Raw genomic sequence first — 23,574 nt, 5'->3', positions numbered from 1 at the left:
CCCCGGACAGCCGATCGCAGACGACCGAGGAGACACCGCACCCGCCGGCACGGACCCCCGCGGGTGGGCAGCAGCCGGCGCCCTTGCCGGCCCCGTCCTCTACGGCGGTCGGCCGGCTGGTCGCCACGGTGGAACGTCTGCGCCGAGAGGTACGGGAGGCAGAGGCCGCGGCCGACGGCCGCGCCCTGGTCGAACTGGCCAAGGGGATCCTCGTGGAGCGGCTGGGCTGCAGCCCGGCCCAGGCGGACGCGCAACTGGGAACCCTTGCCGCGCAGTCCGGGATCTCCCGGCTGGAACTGGCCGCGGACATCATCAACCAGGCATCGCGCGACCGCGTCAGCGAGGTCGCCGCCGACTTCACCGAGCGGATGAAGGCGCCCCCGTCCCCGGACCCGGAGGCCCCGTCGCTCGCGGTGCGGCTGCGAACCGCCGAGAGCGGCGTGCTCGCGGCGGACGATCCGCAGGCGGTCGCGCGCGCGTTGTTGGACAACGCACTGCATCCCCTCGGCGCGGTGGCCGTCGCCGTGTGGAGGGCCGGAACCGACGGCTCTCTCGTCCTCGCCGGACATGCCGGCTTCCCCGAGGCCGAAGCGGCGCGCTGGCGCTACGTACCCCCGGACGTGGCGGTTTTCGCCCGGCTGGCCCTCACCGAGCACGGTCCGGTGGCCTGCCACCCCACCGAGCCCTGCATTCCCTCCGTGGGCCGCCACACCTGGCCGGAGGGGGGCCGTATCGCTCTGCCCTCCGGAGCGGGTGGCCGCATCCACGGCGTGCTGGAGGTCTGCTGGCCCGCGCACACGACTCCGCAGCCGCCGCAGATCATCCGGCAGTTGGAAGCTCTCGCGGAGCTGTGTGGCCACACCCTGAACGATCTGCCCGCGCCGGCGCCGGCGGAACAGGCGCCCGCCGCACCGGGAGCCTCGCCGGACCTCGCCGAACTCACCGACCTCGCCGACAACCTCCACGACCCGGCCCTCGTCCTCACCCCGGCACTGGACGGCGAGGGACGCCTCACCGATTTCCGGATCCACCACGTCAACGAACACTTCGTCGACCCCGCCGGCCGCCCTCACGGTGCCGTCAGCGGCTGTCTGCTGCTGGAGGCGTACCCCACAGCCGCCGGGGACGACGGCCTGTACGAGAAGATCGAGCGGACCTATGCGACGGGCGAGCCGCTGCGCACCCACCGCACGACCCTCACCGCACGGATCGGGCAGGTCACCCTGCCGACCGTGACGGACGTCAGCATCAGCCGGCACGGAACGGCCCTGCTTCTGCTCTGGAGGGCCGAGGACCGGACGGCCCGGCTGGCGAGCCTGCTCCAGCATGCCCAACGGCTCGGCAGGGTGGGGGGATTCGAGGAGAACTTCGCGACCGGCGAGATCACCTGGAACAGCCAGCTCTTCGACATCTACGGTCAGCCCGCGACGGCCGCCCCCATCCCGATGGAAGAGCTGGTGGAGCACGCCCACGACGACGACAGGGTCCAGATCCGGCGCTTCCTGCGCACCGTCATGTACCACGGGCGCGACGCGTCCGTCGACTTCCGTCTCCAACGGCCGGACCGCATCACCCGGCACATTCGTGTGGTAGCCGAACCGGTCCTCGACGCCCACGGCGTGCCGGTCGCGGTCCGGGGCGCCTACCAGGACATCTCCGCTCAGCACTGGACCGAGGTCGCGCTGGCCGCCACCCGCGATCAACTGGCCTACACCGAGGCCGAGTCGGCCGACCGCATCCGGTTGACGCTGCAACTCCAGCAGGCCATCATGCCGCCGGCCCCGGCTCCCCTGGAGGTTCCCGGCTTGCGGATCGCCGTACGGTACCGTCCGGCCGAGTCCGAGGCGCTGGTCGGCGGGGACTGGTACGACACGGTCCTGCTTCCGTCCAAGGAAGTGCTGCTGTGCGTCGGCGACGTCGCCGGGCACGGAATCGGTGCGGCGACCGGGATGGTCGTCCTGCGCAACGCGCTGCGCGGGCTCGCGGTGACCGGTGCCGGTCCGGGGCAGCTGCTCTCCTGGCTCAACAAGGTGGCTCACCGCCTCACCGACCAGGTCACGGCCACGGCCGTCTGCGGCCTCTACAACCCGCAGACCGGCGTGCTGCGCTGGGCCCGGGCCGGGCACTTGCCGCCGGTCCTGATCCGCGGCGGGAGCGCCGAGTCGCTGCCCCTCTCCGACGGAATGCTGCTCGGCGTGCTCGACGACGTCACCTACCCGGAGCAGGAGATGCGGCTGGAGGACGACGACACCCTGCTGATGTTCACCGACGGGCTCGTGGAACGCCGGGACCTGTCGGTGAACGATTCCGTCAAGGAACTCCTCATCCGCACGCTGGAGTCCCCTCACGACCTCGAACGGCGCCTCGACCGCCTCCTCACCCACAGCAAGTCCGACACCGACGACGACACCTGCCTGATCGGTATCCAGCTGGTATGACGGATGGTGGCGTGGTTCAGAGGGTGCCGAGCAGTGCGGTGGCGCGGCCGCCGTCCGGACGGGTCACCCCTCCGGGGCTGCCTCGGGTCGGCCGTTCCAGTCGAGGCAGACCACCAGGGCGTCGTCACCGGCCTCGATCCGTCCCCGGTGACCTGCGAGTTCCTCCAGGATCCCGCCCGGGACCTGGGAGGGGGGCAGGAGGCGGGTGTTGGTGATGGCACGGGTCAGTGCGCGCTCACCGTAGCGCTCCCCCGCCGGTGAGGCGACGTCGTACACGCCGTCGCTGACGAAGAAGAGGCGGTCACCCGGTTCGACGCGGAAGTGCTGGGAGGTGTACACCGTGTCCTCGAACATGCCCAGCGGCAGCTGAGCCTCCAGTTCCAGCGCTTCCACGGCACCGTCACGCAGCCGCCAGATCTTGGGCGACCCCGCGTCGACGATCTGGACGTCACCGCTCGGCAGATGGAATTCGAGCAGGAGCATCGCCAGGTAGCGGTCGCCTTGGTACTGCCCGTAGACGGCCTGGTCGGCGAGGGACGCCTGGTCGACCAGGCCCAGCCCCGCGCGACGCGCGTTGCGCAGGGCGTTGACGGCCAGGTTGGTGAGCAGGGCCGCCTCGATGCCCTCGCCCATGCCGTTGTTCACGGTCAGCGTCAGGTGGTCGGCCGATGACGACCAGTCGAAGCTGTCGCCGTAGATGGCGTAGGCGGGTTCCAACTGCGCTCCGAGGCTGTACTCGGGGCGGGAGCAAGAGCGTCCGGGGAGCAACTGCCACTGCATCTCGGCGGCGAGTGTGAGCCGGTCCGCCCGCCGGGCCCGCAGGAAGAGGTCGGTGTCGCGCTCGGCGACGACGATTTCGTGGCCGAGGGCTTCGGCCACTTCCGCCAGCTCCTCCCGGAGCTGAGGAGTGAGGCTGTTCTTCGGCAGGACGATGCTGAGCACCCCCAGCCGGTCGCCTCGTACGCTGACGGGCAGGTGGATGGTGTCCTGCTCCTCGCCTTCGACGAGGTGGGGTTCCTGCGAGCCGAAGGCTCGTCCCGGTGCGGTGGCGTGCGCCGATACGGACTCCGAGGTGTGCGGAGCCGTGTCCACGTGCTGCAGTTTCTTCAGGGAGTAGTCGGCCATCAACAGGTCGACGGAGATTCCTCCGTATTGCTCGACGATCACGGCGCGGATCTTGTCGAGGAGCTCGTGCGGTGCCGCAGCGCGCAGAACGCGCTCGACCGGTTCACGTCTTGCCACGGGTGGAGGGCCTGCTTTCTCAAAAAATTGTCGGGCTGGACATCTGCAAGGGCCTGCCCCGGGCGACCGGGTGGCTCGTGCGTCCGGTAGGGAGTGTCACATGCCCGAGGACCGGTCTGTGCCCATCACGTCACACACCGCTCTGCCGGTGCCCGGCGCGCGCCTCGCGAGCGCCGCCCGGACGGGTCGGAGGGTGGAGGGAGACGCGGGCCGGCTGACCATGGGAGGCGGACTGCGTTGTTGCGCCACGCCTGCGGGTACGAGACGATTGCCGCGAGGAAAGTGTTGTGTCGCCCGGCGATGTCGACCGAGGGGATCGCCACGCGGGGGTCCTTCCAGGGCCGGTGCCTCCCGGACCACCTGCCGGCCCGGCTCCAGGTCGTGCGGCGCGCCACAGAACTCATCGGATGCGTGACGCGTAAGAGGGGCCCGTGCCGAACAGACATCTGACGCACCGCGGTGGCAGAGTGGGCATCATGGCCCATCCCAGCAGCCGGTCACGTGCGAAGGATCCCCCCTCCGCCGTGGCCGGCGCTGCCGCGGAACTGCTCGAAGTGTTGCGCGCCCGGGGACAGGACGCCGCCGCGCCCGCCGTTTCCCCCTCCCAGCTGAGGGCCATGCTCGTCGTCGAGAAGGCCGAGGGGATCAACCTCCGGTCCTTGGGTGCCGTGCTCGGGTCCCGCCCGCCGTCGGTCACCCGGCTCTGCGACCGGCTGGAGGCGATGGGCCTGCTGCAGCGGAGCCCCAGCCCCACCAGCCGGCGTGAGGTCGAGCTCAGGCTCACCGGCCGGGGGCGCGTCCTGCTGGACGAGCATCGGGCCATTCGGCTGCGCGAGCTGTCCGCGGTACTGGACCGGATGGAACCGGACGTCGTCGAAGCGCTCATCGTCGGCCTCACGGGCTTCATGGAAGCGGCGGCCGAGCTGTTCGCGGCCGATCCCGAAGCGAGGATCAGCGCAGGTGATCCCGCCCTACGGGAGACGGCTTCCGAGATTTCGGACAGCGCCTAGCGCACCGGGGCAGGCCTGCGGTCAGGGTCCTGGGGGGCGGGAGCCGGCTGCGGCGGTGGTCCGGTCTGGCCCTGGCATGATGATTCGCCAGCTAAAATGTTGCCCTATGGCAAATGATCGTTCTAGGCTCGTCCCCGACGCACCGGGCGGCCCCGCGGGCCTTCGCGCCCCTTGGCGAGAGGAGACACACACAGCCATGGGGAGTGTTCGGGGCCTGAAATCAGGCTTCCCCGTCGACGGGAACACGTCGGCCGGGGTGATCTCGGCCGGGGTGGGAAGAACAGGGCAACCCTCTTTACTGGAGGGAGACCGTACCCGCGCTCTGTGGAGCGGAGCTCCGCCCCGGGTCCTGCTCATCGAGGACGACGAGGGCGACGCGCTCTTGGTCGAGGAGCTGGTGGCCGACAGCGGAGCCGAGGTCCGGCTCGCACGGGCCCGGTCCCTCGCGCAGGCCCTGCTCCAGCTCCGGACCCAGGCGCCGCAATGCGTGCTGCTCGATCTGCACCTCCCCGACGCGCAAGGACTCGACGCTCTCGGCCAGGTACTGGCGGCCTCCGCCGACACCGCGGTGGTCGTCCTGACAGGGCTGTCGGAGGAGCAGGCGGGTCTGGCCGCGGTCGCGGCAGGAGCGCAGGACTACCTGGTGAAGGGCCGGCTGGAGGCCGATGTCTTCATGAGGGCCATCCGTTACGCGATCCAGCGCAAGCAGACGGAGCTCGCGGCGGCCGCACTTCAGGCCGGCCGGCTGCGCGCCGAGGAGAACGCACGCCTGGAGCGCGGGCTTCTGCCGACGCCCCTCCTGCTGGACTCGGCCGTCTCGGTCTGTGCCCGCTACCGGCCCGGCCGCGCCCAGGCGCTGCTGGGCGGGGACTTCTACGACGTCGTCCAGACTCCCGACGGCGCCACGCACGCCGTGGTCGGGGACGTGTCGGGGCACGGCCCCGACGAGGCCGCCCTCGGAGTCTGTCTGCGCGTCGCCTGGCGCGCTTTCGTCCTGGCCGGGTCCCGCGGGCAGGACCTGCTGAACCTTCTGGAGAAGATCCTGCTGGCCGAGCGCTCCGGACCCGAGATCTTCGCCACGCTCACCTCCCTCACCCGGCTCCCGGGTGAGAACCGGGTCACCGTCCAGCGGGCGGGCCATCCCGGTTTCCTCGTCCGGTCCCCGGCCGGCGTACGGCTCGAAGTGGCCCCCGGCGGGCCCGCCATCGGCATGATGCCCGACTGGGGGTCCACCTGGCCCGTGACGGAAGTCGCGCTGGAGCCGCTGAGCGCCGTCATGCCCCTCACCGACGGGCTGATCGAGGTGCGGATCGGATCCGGTCCGGACCGGTTCGACGAGGACGGACTTCTCGAGGTCGCCCGGCAGTACGACCGGCTCCCCGCCGAAAGCTTCGTGGATGCCCTGATCGAGAAGGCCGAGAGCCTGGCTGCCGACAGCGGCGGCTTGGCCGACGACGTAGCCGTACTCCACCTGGAATGGAAAGACCACCAGTGACTCCGCGACAGCCGGCGCCTGCCGCCGGCACGCCGTCCGGCCGCCGAGGATTGAGCGTGCAGGCATGGTTCGGGCTCACGCTCGGCCTGCTCGGCGTCATGATCCTGGCCACGGCCGCCGGGGGCGCTGCCCTGCTCTCCCGCACGACCGAAGCGGGTGACCGTCTCCTCGACCGGATCGCCCCCGCCCGGATGGAAGCCCTGCACCTGGAAGCGGCCCTCCTGGACCAGGAGACCGCGGTGCGCGGCTACCTCCTGACGGGCGATCCCGCCCTCCTCGAACCGTACGAGCGCGGGCTGGAGGCCGAGCGCCGCTCGGTGGCGCGACTGGCGGAGCTGCTGCGGGACGATCCGGCCGCGCAGGCCGGCACCGAGGCCGTCGAGAAGGCGGCGCGGGCCTGGCGCGACGACTTCGCCGTCCCCAGCATCGCCTCGACACGGTCCCAGGCGCTTGCCCCCGCGGTCCAGCTGGGCAAGGAGAGATTCGACGACGTACGCCGGCAGGCAGAGGCGCAGCAGGCCGGGCTCACGCGCACGCAGGCCGAGGCACGCGCCACTTTCGGGCAGGCCCGTTCGGAACGTGACCGGATCCTCATGGCGGTCACCGCGGCCTTCCTGCTCACCGGCATCTGCCTCGCCATCCTGCTCCACGTCAGCGTCGTACGGCCGCTCGGCGAGGTCCGCGCGGCGTCGCAACGGGTCGCCGACGGTGCGTTCGACGAGGAGATACCCCAGCGCGGACCATCCGATCTGAGGGCTCTCGCCCGGGCGGTGGAAGCCATGCGCCGGCGGACGGTCGACGAGCTGGCAGCCTCCCGGCACAACGCGGCCGAACTGAACCGGACGGCCTCGGACCTCGACGCGCAGACCGTGGAGCTGCGCCGCTCCAACGCCGAGCTGGAACAGTTCGCGTACGTCGCCTCGCATGACCTCCAGGAGCCGCTGCGCAAGGTCGCCTCCTTCTGCCAGCTGCTGGAGAAGCGGTACGGCGACCAGCTCGACGAGCGCGGCGCGCAGTACATCGCCTTCGCCGTCGATGGCGCCAAGCGGATGCAGGTGCTGATCAACGACTTGCTCACCTTCTCCCGCGTGGGCCGGGTCCAGGACGCCCGGGAGCCCGTCGCCCTCGACGACACCGTCGGCCGCGCCCTGCGCAACCTCGGAGCCGCGATCGAGGAGAGCGCCGCCGAGGTCGTCCTGCCGGACCGGATGCCCGAGGTGACGGGTGACCCCACGCTGCTGACCATGCTGTGGCAGAACCTCATCGGCAACGCCGTCAAGTTCCGCCACCCCGACCGCAGGCCCCGCGTGGAGATCACCGTGCAGAGCGAGACCGGGACCGGGACTGGGACTGGGACCGGGACCGGGACTGGCACGGGGTTCCACACCTTCACGGTCACGGACAACGGCATCCCCGCCGAGTTCGCTGACAAGGTCTTCGTCATCTTCCAGCGGCTGCACGGGCGGGAGACCTACGGAGGCACCGGCATCGGCCTGTCGCTGTGCAAGAAGATCGTGGAACACTCGGGCGGGCGCATCTGGATCGACAGCACCCACACCGCCGGTACCCGGCTGGCCTTCACCCTCCCCGTGATCGGTGCCGAAGAGACCGCTTCCGAACCGGCTCCGGAGTCCGGATCGGCACCGGCGTCCGAACCAGTACCGGCCTCCGCACCTGCACCGGCGTCCGAATCTGCGTCTAGCGAAGGAAAAACCCTGTGAACGCCCCCTCCCCCAGGCCCCCGGCCCAGCCCGCGGAAGTACTCCTCGTCGAGGACGACGCGGGCGACGAGCTCATGACGCGCGAGGCGTTCGAGGACAACAAGATCGGCAACACCCTGCACGTCGTCCGCGACGGACTGGAGGCACTGGACTTCCTCTACCGCCGCGGCGAGCACGAAGGAGCTCCGCGCCCCGACCTGATCCTCCTCGATCTGAACCTCCCGAAGTACGACGGGCGCCAGGTCCTCGAACAGATCAAGACCGATCCGGAACTGAGCCACATCCCGGTGGTCGTCCTCACCACTTCGGCGGCCGAGGAAGACATCCTGCGCAGCTACAAGCTGCACGCCAACGCCTACGTGACCAAGCCCGTGGACCTCGATCAGTTCATCCGGGCCATCCAGCAGATCGATGACTTCTTCGTCACCGTGGTCAAGCTGCCGCGGTCCGTCTGACATGGGGGGAGGAAAGATGGAGCACATGGACAAGGATGCCGCGCGGTGCTACGTCGAGGTGCGGTCGGAACACGACGTTCGGGTCGTCGTGATGGCCGGAGAGTTCGACATGGACAACGTCGATGACCTGCGCCGGGCGATGGAGCCGGAAGCGAGGGGCGTCTCGCGCTACGTGCTGGACGTCTCGGGGGTCACCTTCGCCGATTCGACCGCGCTGAGCGTCATCCTCCAGCCGGCCCTGAACCGGCCGGTGATCCTGGCCGGCGAGGTGCCGCCCCGTTTCGCCCGGCTGCTCGAAGTCACCGGGGCCGACCGGGTCTTCGCCTCGGCCCGGACCGAGGAGGAGGCCAGAACCATGGTCATCCCGCCCCGTACCTACTGAGCGGCCGGCCGCCCGGTCGGAGCCGGTACCGGAGGGGCGTTCCGCGCTCCTCATGGTGCCGTGGCGCATCGTCGCCACGGGCGCCGGACTCCCTCCGGGCCGTCGGTGTCACCGTCTGTACAGCTTGCTCGCCCATACGGGTACGCTCGCACACCTGACGGACCTCCGACCGGGGGCGGCCGACAGACTGTTCGAGGGGGAAGGGTCGGAGTGGGGCAGGAGCGCAGCGGCCTCGCATGCCGAGATCTTCCCCGGTGGTGTACTGGTGCACCGCGACGGCAACGGGGAGAGGGAATGATGCCGAGCTTTGCATGTGGGATTGCAAGGGAATGTACGGGGCATTCGGATGAGGTGTCGTGCCGGTGACCGCAGCGGCGGGGAGGTGAATGTGCAGGACGCAAGCATGCCACCGCACTCCGCCCCCAGGACCGCGATGCAGGCGAGGGATCGCGTACGGTTGCTCATGGAATCAGCTGGGTTCGCGGCAGGCGGTGCGGACCCTGTGGAACAGGTGCTGGCCGACGCCCTCCTGGTGACTTCGGAACTGGCCACGAACGCGATACGCCATGCAGGCGGCATCGTCGAGTTCAGTGCCTCGGTGTCCGAGGAAGGTCTGCGACTGATCGTGACCGACGCCAGTACGGAGCCCCCCGTCACCCTCCCGCGGCAGGTCGGCGCATTCACCGCCGGGGGGTACGGCTGGCCTCTGATCTGCCGCCTCACGCGTAGCGTCGCCGTCACGCCGATGCCCGAGGGCGGCAAGCGCATCGAGGTCGTCGTGCCCCTGGACACACCGTCCCGGAGCTCCCAGGCCGACTTCCGGTAGGCGTGACGATTCTCCAGCAATCAGAAAAATTTGACGGGCAAGGTCGATTTTCGGCGGCGAGGGGGCGCTTGGTTGAGGTCATGCCCTGAACGCTGGGTCGAGGCCCCCGACCCGCGGCCCGCCGCGGTCTCCGCGAAGCGGTTCGTGCGGCGGGTACCCGCGGCGCCGGTCGTGGTCGTTGGTCAGGCGATACAACGTGCCGTCGGCCGATCCGTACGCGCGGCAGACCCCCGCACCGGGCGGCCGGCGCATCGCACGCCGCTGCGCGGGTAAGCGCGGCCCATGACTGTCGCGAAGACGAGCGTTCTCGTACTGGACTGCGCCGAACCGGAGTCACTGGCCCTCTTCTACGCCGGGTTGCTCGGTGCCGAGGTGCGGGCGGGGCAGGGACCCGACATGGTGGAGGTCGTCGGCGGATCCGGCGTCCACCTCGCGGTGCGCAGGGACACCGGCTACGCACCGCCGAGCTGGCCGCGGCCGGAGGACTCCCAACAGGCGCACCTGCGCATCCTGGTCGCCGCCGCGGACCTGGACGAGGCGGAGCGGGAGGCCGTTTCGCTCGGCGCCCGCCCGGTGTCGGCCGACGCCGAGGACGGCCCGCGCGAGGCCCGCCTGTTCAGCGACCCGGCCGGCCACTCCTTCACCCTGGCGGCCACCGACGTACAGCTGCGCGGAGCGCCGTCGCGGTAGCGCTCCCGAACGCCGCCTCTCGGCGTTGCTGGCGGCGGGTCACCTTCGGTGGCCCGGCGGCGTGCTGGTGGGCGCGGATCGTCGATCGCGCCCCGGAGGAAACGACGTCAGGGGTGTTCTCCACGGCATTTTCTCGAGCACGCCGAACCCCTGATCCCGGTCACGACCGGCTAACGCCGCACTCGCGGCAGCCCGGTGACCGCCATCACCAGCGAATAGAGCGAGGTCGACGCGGTGATGAAGAGGCGGTTGTTCTTGGGGCCGCCGAAGGCGATGTTCGAGACCGGCTCGGGGATGTTCAGGCGGCCGATAAGCGTGCCGTCCGGGTCGTAGCAGTGCACCCCGCCCTGGATGGCTGCTGCCCATAGCCGGCCGTCGTCGTCGAAGCGGAGATTGTCGAAGCGGCTGACGCCGTCCGTCGCCTTGGCGAAGACCTCTCCATCGGAGAGCGCCCCGTCGTCGCGGACGTCGAAGGCACGGATGACCCCGGCGCGCGTGTCCGAGACGTACAGCTGCCGCTCATCGGGCGAGAAGACGAGCCCGTTCGGCGCTTCGAAACAGTCCGCGACCAGGCGCACTTCGCCCGTGTCCGGATCGATCCGATAGACATGGAGGCCGCCGATCTCGGGCTCGGCGCGGACGCCCTCGTAGTCACTGGTGATCCCGAAGTCGGGGTCGGAGAACCACACCGAGCCGTCGGAGCGTACGACCGCGTCGTTCGGGCTGTTCAGCCGCTTCCCGTGGTAGCGGTCGGCGAGCACGGTGATCCTGCCGTCGGGCTCAGTGCGGGTGACCCGGCGGTTTCCCTGCTCGCAGGTGATCAGCCGGCCCTCACGGTCGAGCGTATTGCCGTTGCTGTGCCCGGCGGGGGAACGGAAGACGGAGACCGTTCCGGTCGCCTCGTCCCATCGCAGCATCCGGTCGTTGGGGATGTCGCTCCAGATCAGCTGGCGCCAGGCGGGGAGGTAGAGGGGCCCCTCGGCCCAGCGGCAGTCGCCGTGCAGCGTCTCAAGGCGGTCATCCCCGCTGGCGCATCGTCCGGTGCGGAACCGGTCGTCCAGGATCTCGTACAGCGGTATGCCATCAGCACCGGACATGATGCCCCCCAGTCGCTCCGATATCGAATGTGATTCGCTATGAGTCGACTATGCCAGAACGGCATATGGTCTCGCCATGGGAACGGCGAATGACGTGAACGACATCCAGCAGCGGGAATGGCCAGGGGGTCCTTGACCTGAAGCGTGATTGAGGTTCTAGCGTGTCGTCTAGTTGATCATCTGATGACGGGAAACACGCTCATGATCCTCGTGACCGGAGCCACCGGAAATATAGGCAGTGCCCTGCTGAAGGAACTGCACGCACGCGGTGTCAGGCCGCTGAGAGGGCTCACCCGTGACGCCGCACGAGCCGTCTTCCCCGAACGGGTCGAGGCGGTGGAGGGCGACTTCGCGGACCCAGCGTCGTTGAAGCCCGCGCTGGAAGGGGTGCGCTCGCTGTTTCTCGTATCGCGTCTGGGCTCAGACGCACACATCCTCGAAGCCGCCCGGCAGGCGGGTGTGGAGCACGTTGTGCTGGTGTCGTCAATTACCGTCCAGACCCACCCGCACCTCGGCCCCGCCGGCGAGAACCTGGCGGTGGAGCAACTGCTCAAGGCAAGCGGCATGGCCTGGACGATCCTGCGGCCGACGCAGTTCGCCTCGAACGCCCTGATGTGGGCGGCTTCCATCCGTGGCCGCGAGACCGTCCGCGCGCCGTACGCCGAGACCGCACTGCCAACCATCCACCCTGCGGACATCGCGTCGGTGGCACGGGTGGCACTGACCGAGCCCGGCCACCGGGGACGCACGTATGCCTTGACAGGTCCAGAGCCGGTGACCGCCCGGCAGCAGGTCGAAACCATCGCGGCAGCACTGGGTCGGGAGGTTCCCTTCGCCGAAATCAGCCGCCAGCAGGCCCACGCACAGATGGCCGCGGTCTTCGGGGCCGAGGCCGCGGACGCGGTGCTCGACGTGACGGGCGGAGACGTGAACGACGAGCTGCTGATGGTGCGTGACACGGTTTCACAGGTCACCGGAACGCCGGCCCGCCCGTTTCAGCAGTGGGCTTCAGAGAACGCCGACGCCTTCCATTGAATCGCTTGGGCCTGAGCACGTTCATCCGTACTCAGGTGTGCACTTTCAGGAGTACGCCGACAGGTGCGCAAGCTGCGCGAGCGGGGTGTCATCCGGCACGCCACCGCGGTCGTAGTGTCGAACCTGTTCCCGAGGAGGACTTTTGATGCGCAGCGTGACCTACTCCATGGGCGTCTCCCTTGACGGCTACATCGTCGGGCCGAACGACGACTTCGACTGGACGGCGCCCGACGAGGAGGTCTTTCGCTTCGTCACCGACGAGATCCGAGAGATCGGCGTCCACCTGTTGGGACGACGGCTGTACGAGACGATGCTGTACTGGGAGACCGCCGACCAGGATCCATCGCTCGACGACTCAATGCTCGAGTGGGCCGCGATCTGGAAGCCGCTCCCAAAGGTGGTGTTCTCCACCACGCTGTCGACGGTGCAGGGCAATGCCCGCCTGGCCTCCGGCGGCCTGGCGGAGGAGATCGAGCGGTTGCGAGCCGAGCCCGGGCAGGGCGACATCGCGATCGGCGGCGCGACTCTCGCCGCCGAGGCGGCCGCGTTGGGTCTGATCGACGAGTACCGGGCCAGGGTCTACCCGGTGCTGGTTGGCGGTGGCATTCCGTTCTTTCCCCGGCGCGAGCGCCGGGTAGACCTCGAACTCGTCGAGACCCGCACTTTCAGCTCAAGAGTCGTCTACCTCCGCTACCGCGTGGCGCGCCAGGCCTTGCTTTAGAAGTCGCTGATGTGCTGGGTGGCCGTCCGGCAAGACGCGGGAGGCCATCCCGATCGTGAGGTCAAAGAGCTCCTTGGCGTCGACAAGGAACGTGCCGATCCCGCACGACTGCAATGCGGGATGGACTGCAAGCTGCCACAGGGTGCTGACGCCTTCCTCGACGCGGTAGTCGACCCCGCCCTTGGCCACGGGAATGTCGGTTGCGGCGCACACCGCGAGCCGCTGCCGGAGGAGGAGGCGGTACGGGCCTTGGCACGCGCGCAGGCGTACTTCCGGAGCGCGGGGTGGACCGTGCGCCACGTGCCCACGCGTGAGGGCGCCCCCGCCGTCGTCGCCCGCCACCCCGAGGAGGGCACGATCGCCCAGGTCGCGGCCTCGACCCAGGGCGGTCATCTTCCTGGGGTGGCTGTGGATCACCGATCTCGCCGTCCTCCTTGGGCTGGAGTTTGACGCGGACACGGCCCGCCAGCGCGCGGCCCTGCGTCCCGCCGCGCGACGCCCGTAAACGGAGTGCTGAAGAGCGCCGCCGCATGGAGTGAGCACCGTCTCAACGGCTACCGCCGGGGTAGCTGATCAGCATGAGGATTCTGGCTTCCCTTCGCGCGGGCGATCACCGGCTGACCCAGCGCATGGCGTCCTGGGATTCCGTCTGGGCGCGTGGCCTGCTGCCGCCGGTGGAGGACGCGGCCGAGCATACGAAGCTGTGGTGGGCGGCCGCCTTTCTCATGGTGGCCGGGGGCGGCTGGAGGGGCCGCAGGGCCGCGGCAGCGGGCGTTGCGGGCATGGCGGTGGCACAGCTGCTCTCCAACGGGGTCGCGAAGCAGCTCGTCGAGCGCCGCCGCCCGCCGCAGGAGTGGATTCCGCACGGGGACGTGGAGGAGCGGCCGGACAGCTCCTCCTTCCCTTCGGGACACACCGCCGCCGCCGTCGCGTTCACTGCCGCCGTCGCTCCGACGTGGCCGTGGGCGGGCGCCGCGTGCGCCGTACCCACGGCTCTCGTGGCGATCGAGCGGGTACACAGCGGCGCCCACTACCCCTCCGACGTCGTGGCAGGAGCGGTGATCGGGGCGGCGGCGGCCGCTCTGGTGCGGGCCGCGCCGCGCCTGCTGCTGCGCCGCCTGGGGTGAAGCGCCCGCCTGGGGTGAAGCGCCGGCCTGTGGCGCGCGTGCCCGGCCGGTTGCCGGGTAGTCGCGCCACTGACAGGAGTACGGACAGCAGCCATCGTGCAGCCAGCGTGCGGCCATCGAGGGTTATCCGTTCCGAGCGGCATGAGGAAGGCAAGGTGAAGACTCGTGAGCAGCGCTGATCGGCACGCCCACGACTCTGATGACTCGGTGGGTGCGCTGGTGACCCGTGCGTCCCAGCAGCTCTCTGAACTGGTACGAGAAGAGATGCAGCTGGCCCGGGTGGAGATGACCGAGAAGGGCAAGCGGTTCGGCGTGGGCGGCGGCCTGGTCGGCGGGGCCGGCCTGGTCGGTTTCCTGGCCGCGCAGGCCCTGACGGGGGCCGTGATCGCCGCCGTGGCGCTGCTGCTTCCGGTGTGGGCTTCGGCCCTGATCGTCGCCGCCGTGCTGGCAGCGGCCGCCGCCGTCATGGCGATGGCCGGGAAGAAGCAGATCGCCAAGGCCGGCCCGCCCGCGCCGCAGCAGACCATCGAGAGCGTCAAGGCCGACGTGGCCGAGATCAAGGAGCACACACACCGATGACCAGCCAGTCCCCCGGCAACGACCCCACTCCCACCCCCCAGGAGCTGCGCGAGCAGGTCGAGCACACCCGTGAGGAGCTCGGCCAGACCGTCGAGGCGCTGGCGGGCAAGGCCGACGTGAAGGCGCGAGCTCAGGAGCAGGCCGCCGCCGTGAAGGAGCAAGCCGCGCAGAAGGCCGCGCAGGTCACCGGCCAGGTCCGCGACAAGGCGGAGCAGGCCAAACAGCTACTGAAGGACAAGACGCCCGATCCTTTGCTCGACAAAGCCGCCCAGGCCGCGGCGCAGGTACGTGACGCCGCCGCCCGTGCCGGGCATCTGGCGGCGGACAAGACCCCCGACCCCGTACGGGAGAAGACCGGCCAGATGACGGCCACGGCGCGGGCCAACCGCACCCCGCTGCTCGCCGCGGTCGGCGCACTCGTCGTCTTCCTCCTCGTCCGACGCAGCCGGAGGCATCGATGAAGGCATCCAAGGTCGCCTACAAGCCGGTCGGTCTGGCCATGGGCGCTGTCAGCGGAATGCTCGCCGGCGCGGCCTTCAAGCAGGCGTGGAAGATGATCGGGCACGAAGAGGACGCCCCCGACGCCACCGACGAAGACCGTACGTGGCGGGAGATCCTCATCGCCGCAGCCTTCCAAGGCGCGATCTTCGCCGTGGTCAAGGCCGCCGTCGACCGGGCAGGCGCAACCGCCACCAGACGCCTGACAGGTACCTGGCCCGGCTGACGTAACCGAGGCGGCGCCGGCCACGAAGACCGGCGCCCCCGGCGTCCGGGCCGGACGCGTTCCGCCCCCTCGTAGCCGCCCAAGTCATGGGGAGGAAACCGTGGCTGAGCATCCAGCACTGCACGCCCTGACCGCTGCCGCCCTCACCACCGCCATCCTGGCGGTCCGATGGTGGGCGACCCGCTCGGTGCGGGACACCCAGTACGGCGCCAGCACCGCGAGAGCACCCTGGCGCCGTACAGCGCCCCGAACCACCAGCGCCGACACCGACGCCGCACACGAACGTGTGACCGATCTGCACGCCGAGTTCCTCGACCCGGCACTGCGCGACACTGACGCCCACCTCGACCAGTACTGGAGCAAGCTCACCTCCCTCTACCCGAACCGTGAAGGCGAGCGCCACTAGCCGACGGCGGTGCTGGGGCGATGGTCTGGGGTGCGGGGACGCGGCGTCGGAGGGTGAACCGTGTTCGGCCGTGCGGCCGGCGACATCGCCGACGCTGACATCGGCGCCGACGTCGGCGCGTACATCACCCGATCGCCAGCCCTGTTGACGCATTCGAGGTAATGCTCCCCGTTTCGGGTTTCCGGCACCTCCACCGTGCCTCGACGCGGCCAAACGCCTGGGAAAACAACGCGGTTTCAATTCAGTCATTTCATATGATTTTCCCCGAGACTGGCTGGATGGAGTCCCCCTCCCAAGAATCACTGGACCGCCGGCGCCAAACGCTCCGCCCCCTCACCGGTCAGGCCCGGGCCGCATTCCTCGCGGCCCTGCTCTCCATGGGCGCCTACTGCCTCGCCATGGCCGTACACGGCACCTATCCCTTCGGCAGGCGCTCGCGTGCGGTCAACGATCTCGGTAACCAGTTCGTGCCGCTCCATGCCCACCTGTGGGACCTGATGCACGGCAACACCACCGGCGACCTGTACTTCAACTGGTCGAGCGGCTACGGCGCGCCGTTCCTGGGCGACTTCTTCACCTACCTCATGAACCCGTTCTCGTGGCTTGTCGGGATCTTCCCGCGCGACCACGTGGAACTGCCCGTCTTCCTCGTCACCCTGTTCAGCATCGGCCTGGCCTCGGGCCTGATGACGCTCTTCCTCGGCCGGCTGCATCCCGGCTCCCCGTGGCTGCGCGCGATGCTCTCCGTCTGCTTCGCCGTGTCCGCCTGGACCATCTCCGACGGCTTCGCGGACCCCATGTGGATGTGGGGGCTGGTGGCCTGCCCGCTCCTCGGAATCGCCTACGACTGGTGCCTGCACCGGCGCAGCTGGATCGCCGGCACACTGCTCGTCACCCTCTCCTGGGCGGGCAACTACTACACCGCCGCCATGGCCACCCTCGGCATGGCCCTGGTACTGCTCGTACGCCTCCTCCTCGACGACAGGCCGGTCCGGGAGCGGGCCAGGGCCCTGCTGCGCGCGGCTTCGATGACCGCGACCGGCGTCTTGCTGGCCGCCCCCGTACTGACCGTCAGCCTCAGGGCGAGCCAGGCCTCACAGCCCGCTCCCACGATGGTCTACAAGGGTGCGCCCACGCTCGCCGACTACCTCGCGCACCTCTTCCCCGGAGGACTGTCCGGGCAAGTCCCCCGCATCTCCGTCGGCTTGCTGCCCTTGCTGCTCATCGCCGCCTTCCCCTTCATCCGCCGGGTGCCCCTCCGGGAACGTCTGGGCTGGCTCGCCCTGATCACCGCGGTGGCCGCCTCCTTGGTCTGGCAGCCGACCATCCTGTTCTGGCACGGACTGGCGATGCCGAACGGAAACCCCTATCGCGCGTCCATCGCCCTGACCGCCGTCCTCGTCTCCGTCGCCTGGCTGGCGCTCGCCCGTCAGCCGCGAGCCCGGGAACTCCTGTGCGGGGCAGGCGTCGTGCTCGTGCTCCTCCTCTTCCTCGGCGTCAGCGGAACCGCGTACATGTCCCGCGGTCCGTGGCTGCTGGCCGCCGCCGGGCTCGCCCCCCTCGTACTGCTCCTCGCACTGGACAAGTACCGGCCACACCGCGGCAGACGCGTGGCCCTGACCGCGGCCCTGGCCGCAACGGTCTTCCTCACCACCGCCTACGCCGTCTTCAGCACCACCGTCCTGCGCGACGCCGACGACTGGTGGCGGCCCAAACGCACCTTCGACGACCAGTCCCGGGCCGCCTACGAACGCCTCAAGGCGACCGACCAGTGGTCGGCCACGCGCACCGACCCCGGCCCGCACGAGTTCGCGAACAACGACCCCATGCTGCTCGCCGGCCAGGGCGGCACCTACTACAGCAGTCAACTGCCTGCACGCACCGCCGATGTTCTGCACCGGCTCGGCGCGGGCTGGTACATCCAAGGCCGGCACACGCGCAGCTTCACCGACCCGGTCAGCCGGGCGATCATGGGCATCAGCAGTCACCTCGACCGCAGCACGGACCCCCTCGGCTTCACCCAGAGCACCCACCCCGCCCCACCGCTCGTCACCCTGCGGCCCCCCCGCACCCTCCTCGACGGCCCCGGCTACGACGACGCCACCGTCTTCGCCCGCCAGGAGCGCGTACTGGGTGCGCGCGTGTACGAGGTACCCGACCTGCGCCCCTCGGGCGGGTCCTCCACCGGAATCGTCCGTGGCCGGGGCTGGGCGCTCGCCGCCGACCAGACAGGCGGCGCCGGCCGAACCTACACCGCGCTCTGCTCCCCGGGCACACGGGCGTACTGGTACGCGCCCTGGTTCCTCGGACAGGTCGAGGCACACGGCACAACCGTCAAAGGCTTCGGCGACTACAGCATGACCAGCAACGGCATCGCCGACCTCGGGCCCGTACCGGCGAACGGTACGATCACCGCCACCGTCGTCTCGGGACGCAGGCAGTACCTTCCGCAGAATCCGATCGGCTGCCTGGACCGAACCGCGCTTGACCGCGCCGTCCGGCACATGCAGGCAACCGGCCCCCAGAGGGTCAGCGCGAGCGGTCACGGAATCGACGCCGTCTTCAAGCCAGGGACCAAGGGGACCGCCGTCGTCTCCGTACCGGCCACACCAGGTTGGCGGTGTTCGGTCGACGGAGCCCGGGCCACCACACCACGCACACTCGGCGGACTGATCGCCGTGCACCTGGGCGACGGCGCCTCATCGCTCTCCTGCACCTTCCGCCCCCCGGGCCTGCGACTGGGCCTCACGGCAAGCGCGGCAGCCACCGCCGCTCTGCTGCTCGTAGCCGGTGGCGGCGCGCTGGGCGCACATCGCCGCGGGCGGAGGTCAGGCGGCGTCGCTCGGTGAGGGAGACCCGCGGCAGAAGGGCGGGGAGTCGTGCCGGTAGGCCGGCAGGCACAGCACGTTCGGTGGCGGCCCGAAGCCGGCAGGCCGACCATTCCAGCGGCTATGTCGAAATCACGCCCATGCGACGCGCCTGACCGTTCGTGCCGAGTGGGCCTTCACAGGCGTTCTCGCTTGCACGCACGACACTGTCGTCGACCGAGCCCGGCCGGTGATGAGTACGGGGACCGGCCGGCTCTGAGTACGACCGCGCAGGCGAACCGGCGTTCGACACCGCTTGACTGTCCCCATGCACGAAACAACTCCAGCCTCGACCGCGGGCCGCGCCGCCGGGGTGCCTGCCAGCCACGCGGTGCCGGTGTGGACCACGGTCTTGACGGTGGTCCTGATCCCCGTGGCCTTCTTCTTCGGCGCGTTGGCCCCGATGGCCACGGACGCTCACCCCGAGACCGTGACGGTCGTCATGGCCTGCTGGTGGGCGTCGTGGACGGCCACCCCGCTGCTCGTGGTGACCTCCCGGCTGTCCTTCGGCCGCCCCGCCTTGGCCCGGGCCCGCCGTTGGGCGGGATGGGCCGCGCTGGTACCGCCGACGACCGCGATCCTGCTGGTGCTGACCCTGTAGTCGGCGGACGGACGGCGGCCTTGCTTCTGCGCCCCTGCGGGGGCTGCTGCTGGAGCAGTCGACTGTGCAGGTGGCGGCCAGACCTCCCAGCAGCTCGGGGTCCACGCGCGGACCGTGCTGCTCCCAGCCGATCGTGGCCGTCGTGCACTGCAGGGCCGTCACGACGATCGCCAGCGGACGGGCGCGCGAATCACTGGCCACATGGATGCGACCGTCTGTCAGCTGGTGCCGATGTCGTAGACCATCTTCTTGCCGTACCCGTAGAGGTTGAAGGGTTCGCTGGTGGCGCCGACCTGGAATTCCACCGTCTCTCCGCTCTTGCGGTTCCCCTCGAAGGTGAGGTGCTGCGGCATGTCATCGCACCAGAATGCTTTGTGCGACCAGCTCTTGGACGAGCCGGCATGACGGAGGTTGACCGACTGCGAAGTCGCTGCGCCGGCACCGCACCACGCGTTGAGCTCGCCCTCGACGATGTAACCGGTCGCGCCCTTCGGCTTGACGGTGCCGGTGAAGTGGACCTCGTAGTGCGTGTGTCCGTAGTAGACGTCGACCTTGCGGGTGACGGCGTGGGCCGGTGCCGCGCTCGTCATGGGCAGTACGAGGGCGGCGAGAGCGGTCACGGCTGTGGCCAGGCGCCGGCCCCGGGAGCGCATCGGCGCGGTGGCGCCATCAGCAGGTGCTTCGAGCATCGAGATCTTGTTCATGCGTGGTTCAACGAGACGGTGACAGTGGTGTTACTGCGGTGGCCCTGCCCTCTACGGCATACTTCTGGACGGCCCTAGGTCCTGTCGTCAAAGTAGCGCCGGTAAGGCCCGCGTCGTCTGGCGCCGTGCATCGCAAGGCGGAGGAGCGCCCGAGTACTGGACGTACTTGGGCGCTCCGACAACGCGGCGAGGTGCGGTGCCAGGCGGCGCGGGCCAGGCGGGACTTTGACGACAGGGCCTAGGGAACCTTCCGCCCGAGGGCGGACTTGGGCGCCTTCGGCCAAAGACTCTTTCCGGCCGTTCCGCAAGGGGAGAGCGCCTGTTGTTTGCCTGTTGTTCGGGCGGGGGTAGCTGTCGGGGCATGCGTGACTTAGTGCGGGAGCAGTACTACCGGCATCGTGCCCCGGTGTACGACGAGACCAGCTATCGCGGCGACCCCGTGGTGAACGCCGGCCTGGACCGGGAAACCGCCGACATCGGGAAACTGCTCACCGCGCTGCCCGAAGGTCGGGCGCTCGACGTGGCATGCGGGACCGGCTTGTGGACCCAGTTCCTCCGCGGCCCGGCCGTCGCCCTGGACCAGAGCGCGGAGATGCTGGAGCTGACGCACGCCCGGGCGCCCTGGGTGGAGCGTGTGCGGGCCTTGTTTCCACCCCTGCCGTTCGCCACCGGAGCCTTCGACCGCATCGTCACCGCGAACTTCTACGGGCTGCTGCGGCCCGAGGAGCGTGCCGTGTTCCTCGCCGAGGCACGTCGTACGGCGCGCGAGCTGATCGTGATCGACCTGCGCAGCGACGGCGACCTGCATGAGGAGAAGATAGAGCTGCGCTCGGTGGCCGACACCACGTATCCGATCTACCGGCGCCGGTTCACCCCGCGGAGCCTGGGCTCGGAGCTGGACGGCGAGCTGATGTACGAGGGGCTGTACTTCCTCGCCGTTCGGGTCGTCATGGGGTCAGCGGCGTCTCAAGGGTGATCAGGTGCGACTCGCCCGCTGTTTCCCCGTCGTCGGGGACGGCGAGCATCCGAAGGACGTGCCCGTCCGTCTCCAGGTGCACCGCGTTGTACGTGACCACGCGGCCGGCTGGTGAGAGCACGGTCACCGGCGCTTCGTGCTCGATGCGGCCGGAGGCGATCTCGACGACGGCGATCCCGCCGAGGCTGAAGACGCCCGCCCCGGCCAGGGGGTACTCCGCGATGCCCGTGCACACCATGTGGCCGCCGCCCGCGCTCACACAGGTCTGGTAGTCGACGAAGTGGCTCTTGTTCTCGACCCGGTGGGTGAGTTTCCCGTCGACCGTGAACGTGAGCAGCCGCCGGGAACCCCAGGTGACGGCGTGCAGCAGGCCGCTGTGGCGGTCGCGTACGATCCCGCCGATGTGGTCGTCGAACCGGAAGGCCTCCCGTACCTCCAGGGTGTCGGGGTCCACCTGGTAGACGATGGAATGGGAGTCGGGCCGGTACTCCGCTGTCGGAACCCACAGCGATTCGCCGTCGAAGTCGATACCGCCCGGGTGGTAGATCGTCCCCTCGCCCACGCTCACACGGCCCAGCTCCGCACCGTCGGCGTCCATGACGAACACATGGCCCTGCCCCTGGCCGGGAGTTCGGTCGTAGCCGTCCACGGGAGTGTCGTAAAAGCGGGTCGCCTCGGTGATCTCCGCCGTTGACACGTACAGGCGTTGGCCCGGGCCACGCGTGACGCCTTGAGGGTGGTGAGCGGGGAAGCTCAGCGGCACCTGCCCGTCCACCGTCCAGGGAGTGCTCCGGGTCAGCTGCCGCACCGCCACGACCACGGCTTCGTTCGAGTCGTCACACACACCTGCAGACACCGCGGAATCAGAAAGGCTCATAACCCGGTGAACGAGCTCTTCCCGGTCCCGTAACGGGAGTCATGCCCCGCGCACCAGTCCGGCAGCAGCTCAGAAGATGGCAGCGTGCGCGCGGACCGGTCTGGGAAGGCGCCCACGTCGCGGGCGTGTGTCCTGTCCCAAGTGAACCGGCCCACGCCCAGGCGAGTGACCTGCGGCGACCAGATCAGTTGAGACATGGATCCAATCGCGATCTGGCGGCCATCGCGACACAATTCGCACCCGACCACCGCGCGCCGGCAACTGCCGTCATCGAGCAGGCCACACGAGAGTTTCCCGAGTTCGACGACACCATCATGGAACTCTGCCGCTGAACTCGAAGGCCTGAGATCAGAGGCGTGTCGGACCAGATCGCTGGAGACGCGGACCACATCAGCGGAGACGGGACAGCGTGCAACGCGGGGCAGGTGTGGCCATCGGTGTTTGGTCTCACGCAACCTTGAGCGCGTCCTGCCGATGTTTGACCACCGCGGCAGCATCGTGTGCTGCGCACGGCTCGGCAGCCGATTTTTCAGCTCCGGGCCGACAGCAGCTTCGGCGCTTCCCTGATCAGGGGCTCAGCCCTCCGCGATGACCTCGTCCGCCTGCATGCCCTTCTGGCCCTGCACCGCGATGAAGGACACCTTCTGGCCTTCCTGAAGACTCTTGAAGCCGTTCCCCTGGATCGCCCTGAAGTGCACGAAGAGGTCCGGACCGCTTTCGGGGGTGATGAAACCGAACCCCTTCGCGTCGTTGAACCACTTCACGGTGCCGGACTGCCGCTCCGCCATAGCCACTCCCTCGAATCACTTGCTCGAATCACGTGCTCGGGTTGGTCGTGCAGGACCGCCCGATGAGCTGATCATCCCCGGTGACGGGACGAAGGTTGCGGAGTTCGAGGCGTCTGGCTGGTAAACGTCGGGCCGTTCGGGCGTGCCGACGTCTCCGCATGGTGTGTTCCGCGCCTTTGACCAACCTTCGGCGAGGAGATGCGCTCAAGGTTGCGTGAGAGAGGACATCGGGCTCCGTCCTGGTGGGGGTCTGCACTCCGAGCGACGAACAGAAACAGGAGTCCGAGTTGCCTCCTGATCTGCCGCGCCTGCGAACCGTGTCACGTACCTGCGGGCGGAGCGGGGCGTTCCGAGCGGGCGCTGGCCCGCCCAGAACCCGTTGATCTCCTCCCGTACGGACATCAGGAGGAGAGAAAAGGGCGATGCGTAGGCGGGCGGGGCGGTTGTCGAGGCATCGGCGGACTGCGTCGCGGACGGCGGGCGCGGTGTCCAGGTCGGGTTCACCGGTGAGGTGGGTGAGACCCTAGCGGCCCGTCAGGACAGCGGTCCGGGCGTGGGGGCGGGCGGCCAGGCAGGGGTTTGGGGTCACGCCCGGCTCCCCAAGAACCTGCTGCTCACGGCGGCGCATCACGCCCATCCGAGTCAGGCCGCTGCCGGTGGATTCGCCGATCCGGCGGCGCGGCGGTGTTCGGCGTTGATGCGCTGGGCTTCCTCGAGCTGGTCTTCGAGGATGACGATGCGGCAGGCGGCCTCGATGGGCGTGCCCTGGTCGACGAGTTCCCGGGCGCGGGCGGCGATGCGCAGTTGGTAGCG

The 23,574-nt window shown here is 69.7% G+C and carries 24 protein-coding genes and 1 pseudogene; 18 read left to right on the top strand and 7 right to left on the bottom strand.

Annotated features, from left to right (window positions below; all coding sequences use genetic code 11):
- Nucleotides 1-128 precede the first annotated feature (128 nt).
- Nucleotides 129-2,438: a SpoIIE family protein phosphatase gene (locus ABZX75_RS29105; RefSeq protein ID WP_355415682.1), complete on the top strand. Its 2,310-nt coding sequence runs from the start codon at nucleotides 129-131 to the stop codon at nucleotides 2,436-2,438.
- Nucleotides 2,439-2,501: 63 nt separating this feature from the next.
- Here the strand turns inward: ABZX75_RS29105 and ABZX75_RS29100 are convergent, their stop codons facing one another.
- Entirely contained in the window at nucleotides 2,502-3,680 is a 1,179-nt protein-coding gene (locus ABZX75_RS29100; RefSeq protein WP_355415680.1) for a PP2C family protein-serine/threonine phosphatase, read from the bottom strand.
- 476 nt (nucleotides 3,681-4,156) lie between these two features.
- Between ABZX75_RS29100 and ABZX75_RS29095 the strand changes: the two genes are divergently transcribed.
- The 7 genes from ABZX75_RS29095 (at nucleotide 4,157) to ABZX75_RS29065 (ending at nucleotide 10,259) form a co-directional block, all read left to right on the top strand.
- Entirely contained in the window at nucleotides 4,157-4,690 is a 534-nt protein-coding gene (locus ABZX75_RS29095) for a MarR family transcriptional regulator (protein ID WP_355415678.1), read from the top strand.
- A gap of 196 nt (nucleotides 4,691-4,886) precedes the next feature.
- Nucleotides 4,887-6,185: a SpoIIE family protein phosphatase gene (locus tag ABZX75_RS29090; RefSeq protein ID WP_355415676.1), complete on the top strand. Its 1,299-nt coding sequence runs from the start codon at nucleotides 4,887-4,889 to the stop codon at nucleotides 6,183-6,185.
- 56 nt (nucleotides 6,186-6,241) lie between these two features.
- Nucleotides 6,242-7,906, top strand: coding sequence for a CHASE3 domain-containing protein (locus tag ABZX75_RS29085; RefSeq protein WP_355415674.1), 1,665 nt, complete (start codon nucleotides 6,242-6,244; stop codon nucleotides 7,904-7,906).
- Nucleotides 7,903-8,361 (top strand): response regulator, encoded by a 459-nt coding sequence (locus ABZX75_RS29080; RefSeq protein WP_355415672.1) that lies wholly within the window; start codon nucleotides 7,903-7,905, stop codon nucleotides 8,359-8,361. Before ABZX75_RS29085 ends, ABZX75_RS29080 begins: the two co-directional genes overlap by 4 nt.
- Nucleotides 8,362-8,377: 16 nt before the next feature.
- Nucleotides 8,378-8,743: an STAS domain-containing protein gene (locus ABZX75_RS29075; RefSeq protein ID WP_355415670.1), complete on the top strand. Its 366-nt coding sequence runs from the start codon at nucleotides 8,378-8,380 to the stop codon at nucleotides 8,741-8,743.
- Between the two features lie 463 nt (nucleotides 8,744-9,206).
- Nucleotides 9,207-9,569, top strand: coding sequence for an ATP-binding protein (locus ABZX75_RS29070; protein WP_355415668.1), 363 nt, complete (start codon nucleotides 9,207-9,209; stop codon nucleotides 9,567-9,569).
- Nucleotides 9,570-9,851: 282 nt separating this feature from the next.
- Nucleotides 9,852-10,259, top strand: a complete 408-nt coding sequence (locus ABZX75_RS29065) for a VOC family protein (protein ID WP_355415666.1) — start codon at nucleotides 9,852-9,854, stop codon at nucleotides 10,257-10,259.
- 170 nt (nucleotides 10,260-10,429) lie between these two features.
- On the opposite strand, the gene ABZX75_RS29060 is transcribed toward ABZX75_RS29065, so the two are convergent.
- Nucleotides 10,430-11,356 carry an SMP-30/gluconolactonase/LRE family protein gene (locus tag ABZX75_RS29060; protein WP_355415664.1) on the bottom strand — a complete coding sequence of 309 codons (927 nt, stop codon included), beginning with the start codon at nucleotides 11,354-11,356 and terminating at the stop codon, nucleotides 10,430-10,432.
- Between the two features lie 201 nt (nucleotides 11,357-11,557).
- Between ABZX75_RS29060 and ABZX75_RS29055 the strand changes: the two genes are divergently transcribed.
- Nucleotides 11,558-12,391 (top strand): NAD(P)H-binding protein, encoded by an 834-nt coding sequence (locus ABZX75_RS29055; RefSeq protein ID WP_355415662.1) that lies wholly within the window; start codon nucleotides 11,558-11,560, stop codon nucleotides 12,389-12,391.
- 145 nt (nucleotides 12,392-12,536) lie between these two features.
- Entirely contained in the window at nucleotides 12,537-13,112 is a 576-nt protein-coding gene (locus tag ABZX75_RS29050; RefSeq protein ID WP_355415660.1) for a dihydrofolate reductase family protein, read from the top strand.
- Here ABZX75_RS29050 and ABZX75_RS29045 read toward each other — a convergent pair.
- Nucleotides 13,062-13,529, bottom strand: coding sequence for a hypothetical protein (locus tag ABZX75_RS29045; RefSeq protein WP_355415658.1), 468 nt, complete (start codon nucleotides 13,527-13,529; stop codon nucleotides 13,062-13,064). The genes ABZX75_RS29050 and ABZX75_RS29045 overlap by 51 nt on opposite strands.
- Nucleotides 13,530-13,690: 161 nt before the next feature.
- Between ABZX75_RS29045 and ABZX75_RS29040 the strand changes: the two genes are divergently transcribed.
- The 7 genes from ABZX75_RS29040 to ABZX75_RS29010 all read left to right on the top strand — a co-directional run bounded on the left by ABZX75_RS29040 (nucleotide 13,691) and on the right by ABZX75_RS29010 (nucleotide 19,416).
- Complete coding sequence (locus ABZX75_RS29040) at nucleotides 13,691-14,239, top strand: phosphatase PAP2 family protein (protein WP_355415656.1); 549 nt, start codon at nucleotides 13,691-13,693, stop codon at nucleotides 14,237-14,239.
- Nucleotides 14,240-14,404: 165 nt separating this feature from the next.
- Nucleotides 14,405-14,818: a phage holin family protein gene (locus tag ABZX75_RS29035; RefSeq protein ID WP_355415654.1), complete on the top strand. Its 414-nt coding sequence runs from the start codon at nucleotides 14,405-14,407 to the stop codon at nucleotides 14,816-14,818.
- Nucleotides 14,815-15,279 (top strand): DUF3618 domain-containing protein, encoded by a 465-nt coding sequence (locus ABZX75_RS29030; protein ID WP_355415652.1) that lies wholly within the window; start codon nucleotides 14,815-14,817, stop codon nucleotides 15,277-15,279. Before ABZX75_RS29035 ends, ABZX75_RS29030 begins: the two co-directional genes overlap by 4 nt.
- Nucleotides 15,276-15,542 carry a DUF4235 domain-containing protein gene (locus ABZX75_RS29025; protein ID WP_355415650.1) on the top strand — a complete coding sequence of 89 codons (267 nt, stop codon included), beginning with the start codon at nucleotides 15,276-15,278 and terminating at the stop codon, nucleotides 15,540-15,542. Before ABZX75_RS29030 ends, ABZX75_RS29025 begins: the two co-directional genes overlap by 4 nt.
- 100 nt (nucleotides 15,543-15,642) lie before the next feature.
- The gene (locus ABZX75_RS29020; RefSeq protein WP_355415648.1) at nucleotides 15,643-15,948 is read left to right on the top strand and encodes a hypothetical protein; all 306 of its coding nucleotides are present in this window, start codon (nucleotides 15,643-15,645) and stop codon (nucleotides 15,946-15,948) included.
- Between the two features lie 278 nt (nucleotides 15,949-16,226).
- Complete coding sequence (locus ABZX75_RS29015; RefSeq protein ID WP_355415646.1) at nucleotides 16,227-18,797, top strand: YfhO family protein; 2,571 nt, start codon at nucleotides 16,227-16,229, stop codon at nucleotides 18,795-18,797.
- 286 nt (nucleotides 18,798-19,083) lie between these two features.
- Entirely contained in the window at nucleotides 19,084-19,416 is a 333-nt protein-coding gene (locus ABZX75_RS29010) for a hypothetical protein (RefSeq protein WP_355415644.1), read from the top strand.
- A gap of 218 nt (nucleotides 19,417-19,634) precedes the next feature.
- Here the strand turns inward: ABZX75_RS29010 and ABZX75_RS29005 are convergent, their stop codons facing one another.
- Nucleotides 19,635-20,120 carry a hypothetical protein gene (locus ABZX75_RS29005; RefSeq protein WP_355415642.1) on the bottom strand — a complete coding sequence of 162 codons (486 nt, stop codon included), beginning with the start codon at nucleotides 20,118-20,120 and terminating at the stop codon, nucleotides 19,635-19,637.
- Between the two features lie 361 nt (nucleotides 20,121-20,481).
- On the opposite strand from ABZX75_RS29005, the gene ABZX75_RS29000 reads away from it, so the two are divergent.
- The gene (locus ABZX75_RS29000) at nucleotides 20,482-21,096 is read left to right on the top strand and encodes a class I SAM-dependent methyltransferase (protein WP_355415640.1); all 615 of its coding nucleotides are present in this window, start codon (nucleotides 20,482-20,484) and stop codon (nucleotides 21,094-21,096) included.
- Here the strand turns inward: ABZX75_RS29000 and ABZX75_RS28995 are convergent.
- The 3 genes and pseudogenes from ABZX75_RS28995 to ABZX75_RS28985 form a co-directional block, all read right to left on the bottom strand.
- Nucleotides 21,068-21,952 carry a DUF6454 family protein gene (locus ABZX75_RS28995; RefSeq protein ID WP_355415638.1) on the bottom strand — a complete coding sequence of 295 codons (885 nt, stop codon included), beginning with the start codon at nucleotides 21,950-21,952 and terminating at the stop codon, nucleotides 21,068-21,070. The two genes, ABZX75_RS29000 and ABZX75_RS28995, sit on opposite strands and share 29 nt — an antisense overlap.
- Before the next feature lie 596 nt (nucleotides 21,953-22,548).
- The gene (locus ABZX75_RS28990) at nucleotides 22,549-22,761 is read right to left on the bottom strand and encodes a cold-shock protein (protein ID WP_355415636.1); all 213 of its coding nucleotides are present in this window, start codon (nucleotides 22,759-22,761) and stop codon (nucleotides 22,549-22,551) included.
- Between the two features lie 642 nt (nucleotides 22,762-23,403).
- Nucleotides 23,404-23,574 (bottom strand): annotated as a pseudogene (locus ABZX75_RS28985) (MerR family transcriptional regulator); the annotation flags it as partial.

Origin of the sequence: Streptomyces sp. NPDC003038, assembly GCF_040611115.1 — a bacterium.
GTDB lineage: Bacteria > Actinomycetota > Actinomycetes > Streptomycetales > Streptomycetaceae > Streptomyces.
Note: the sequence above shows the minus strand (reverse complement) of the source record. Positions and strands in the feature narration are given on the sequence as shown.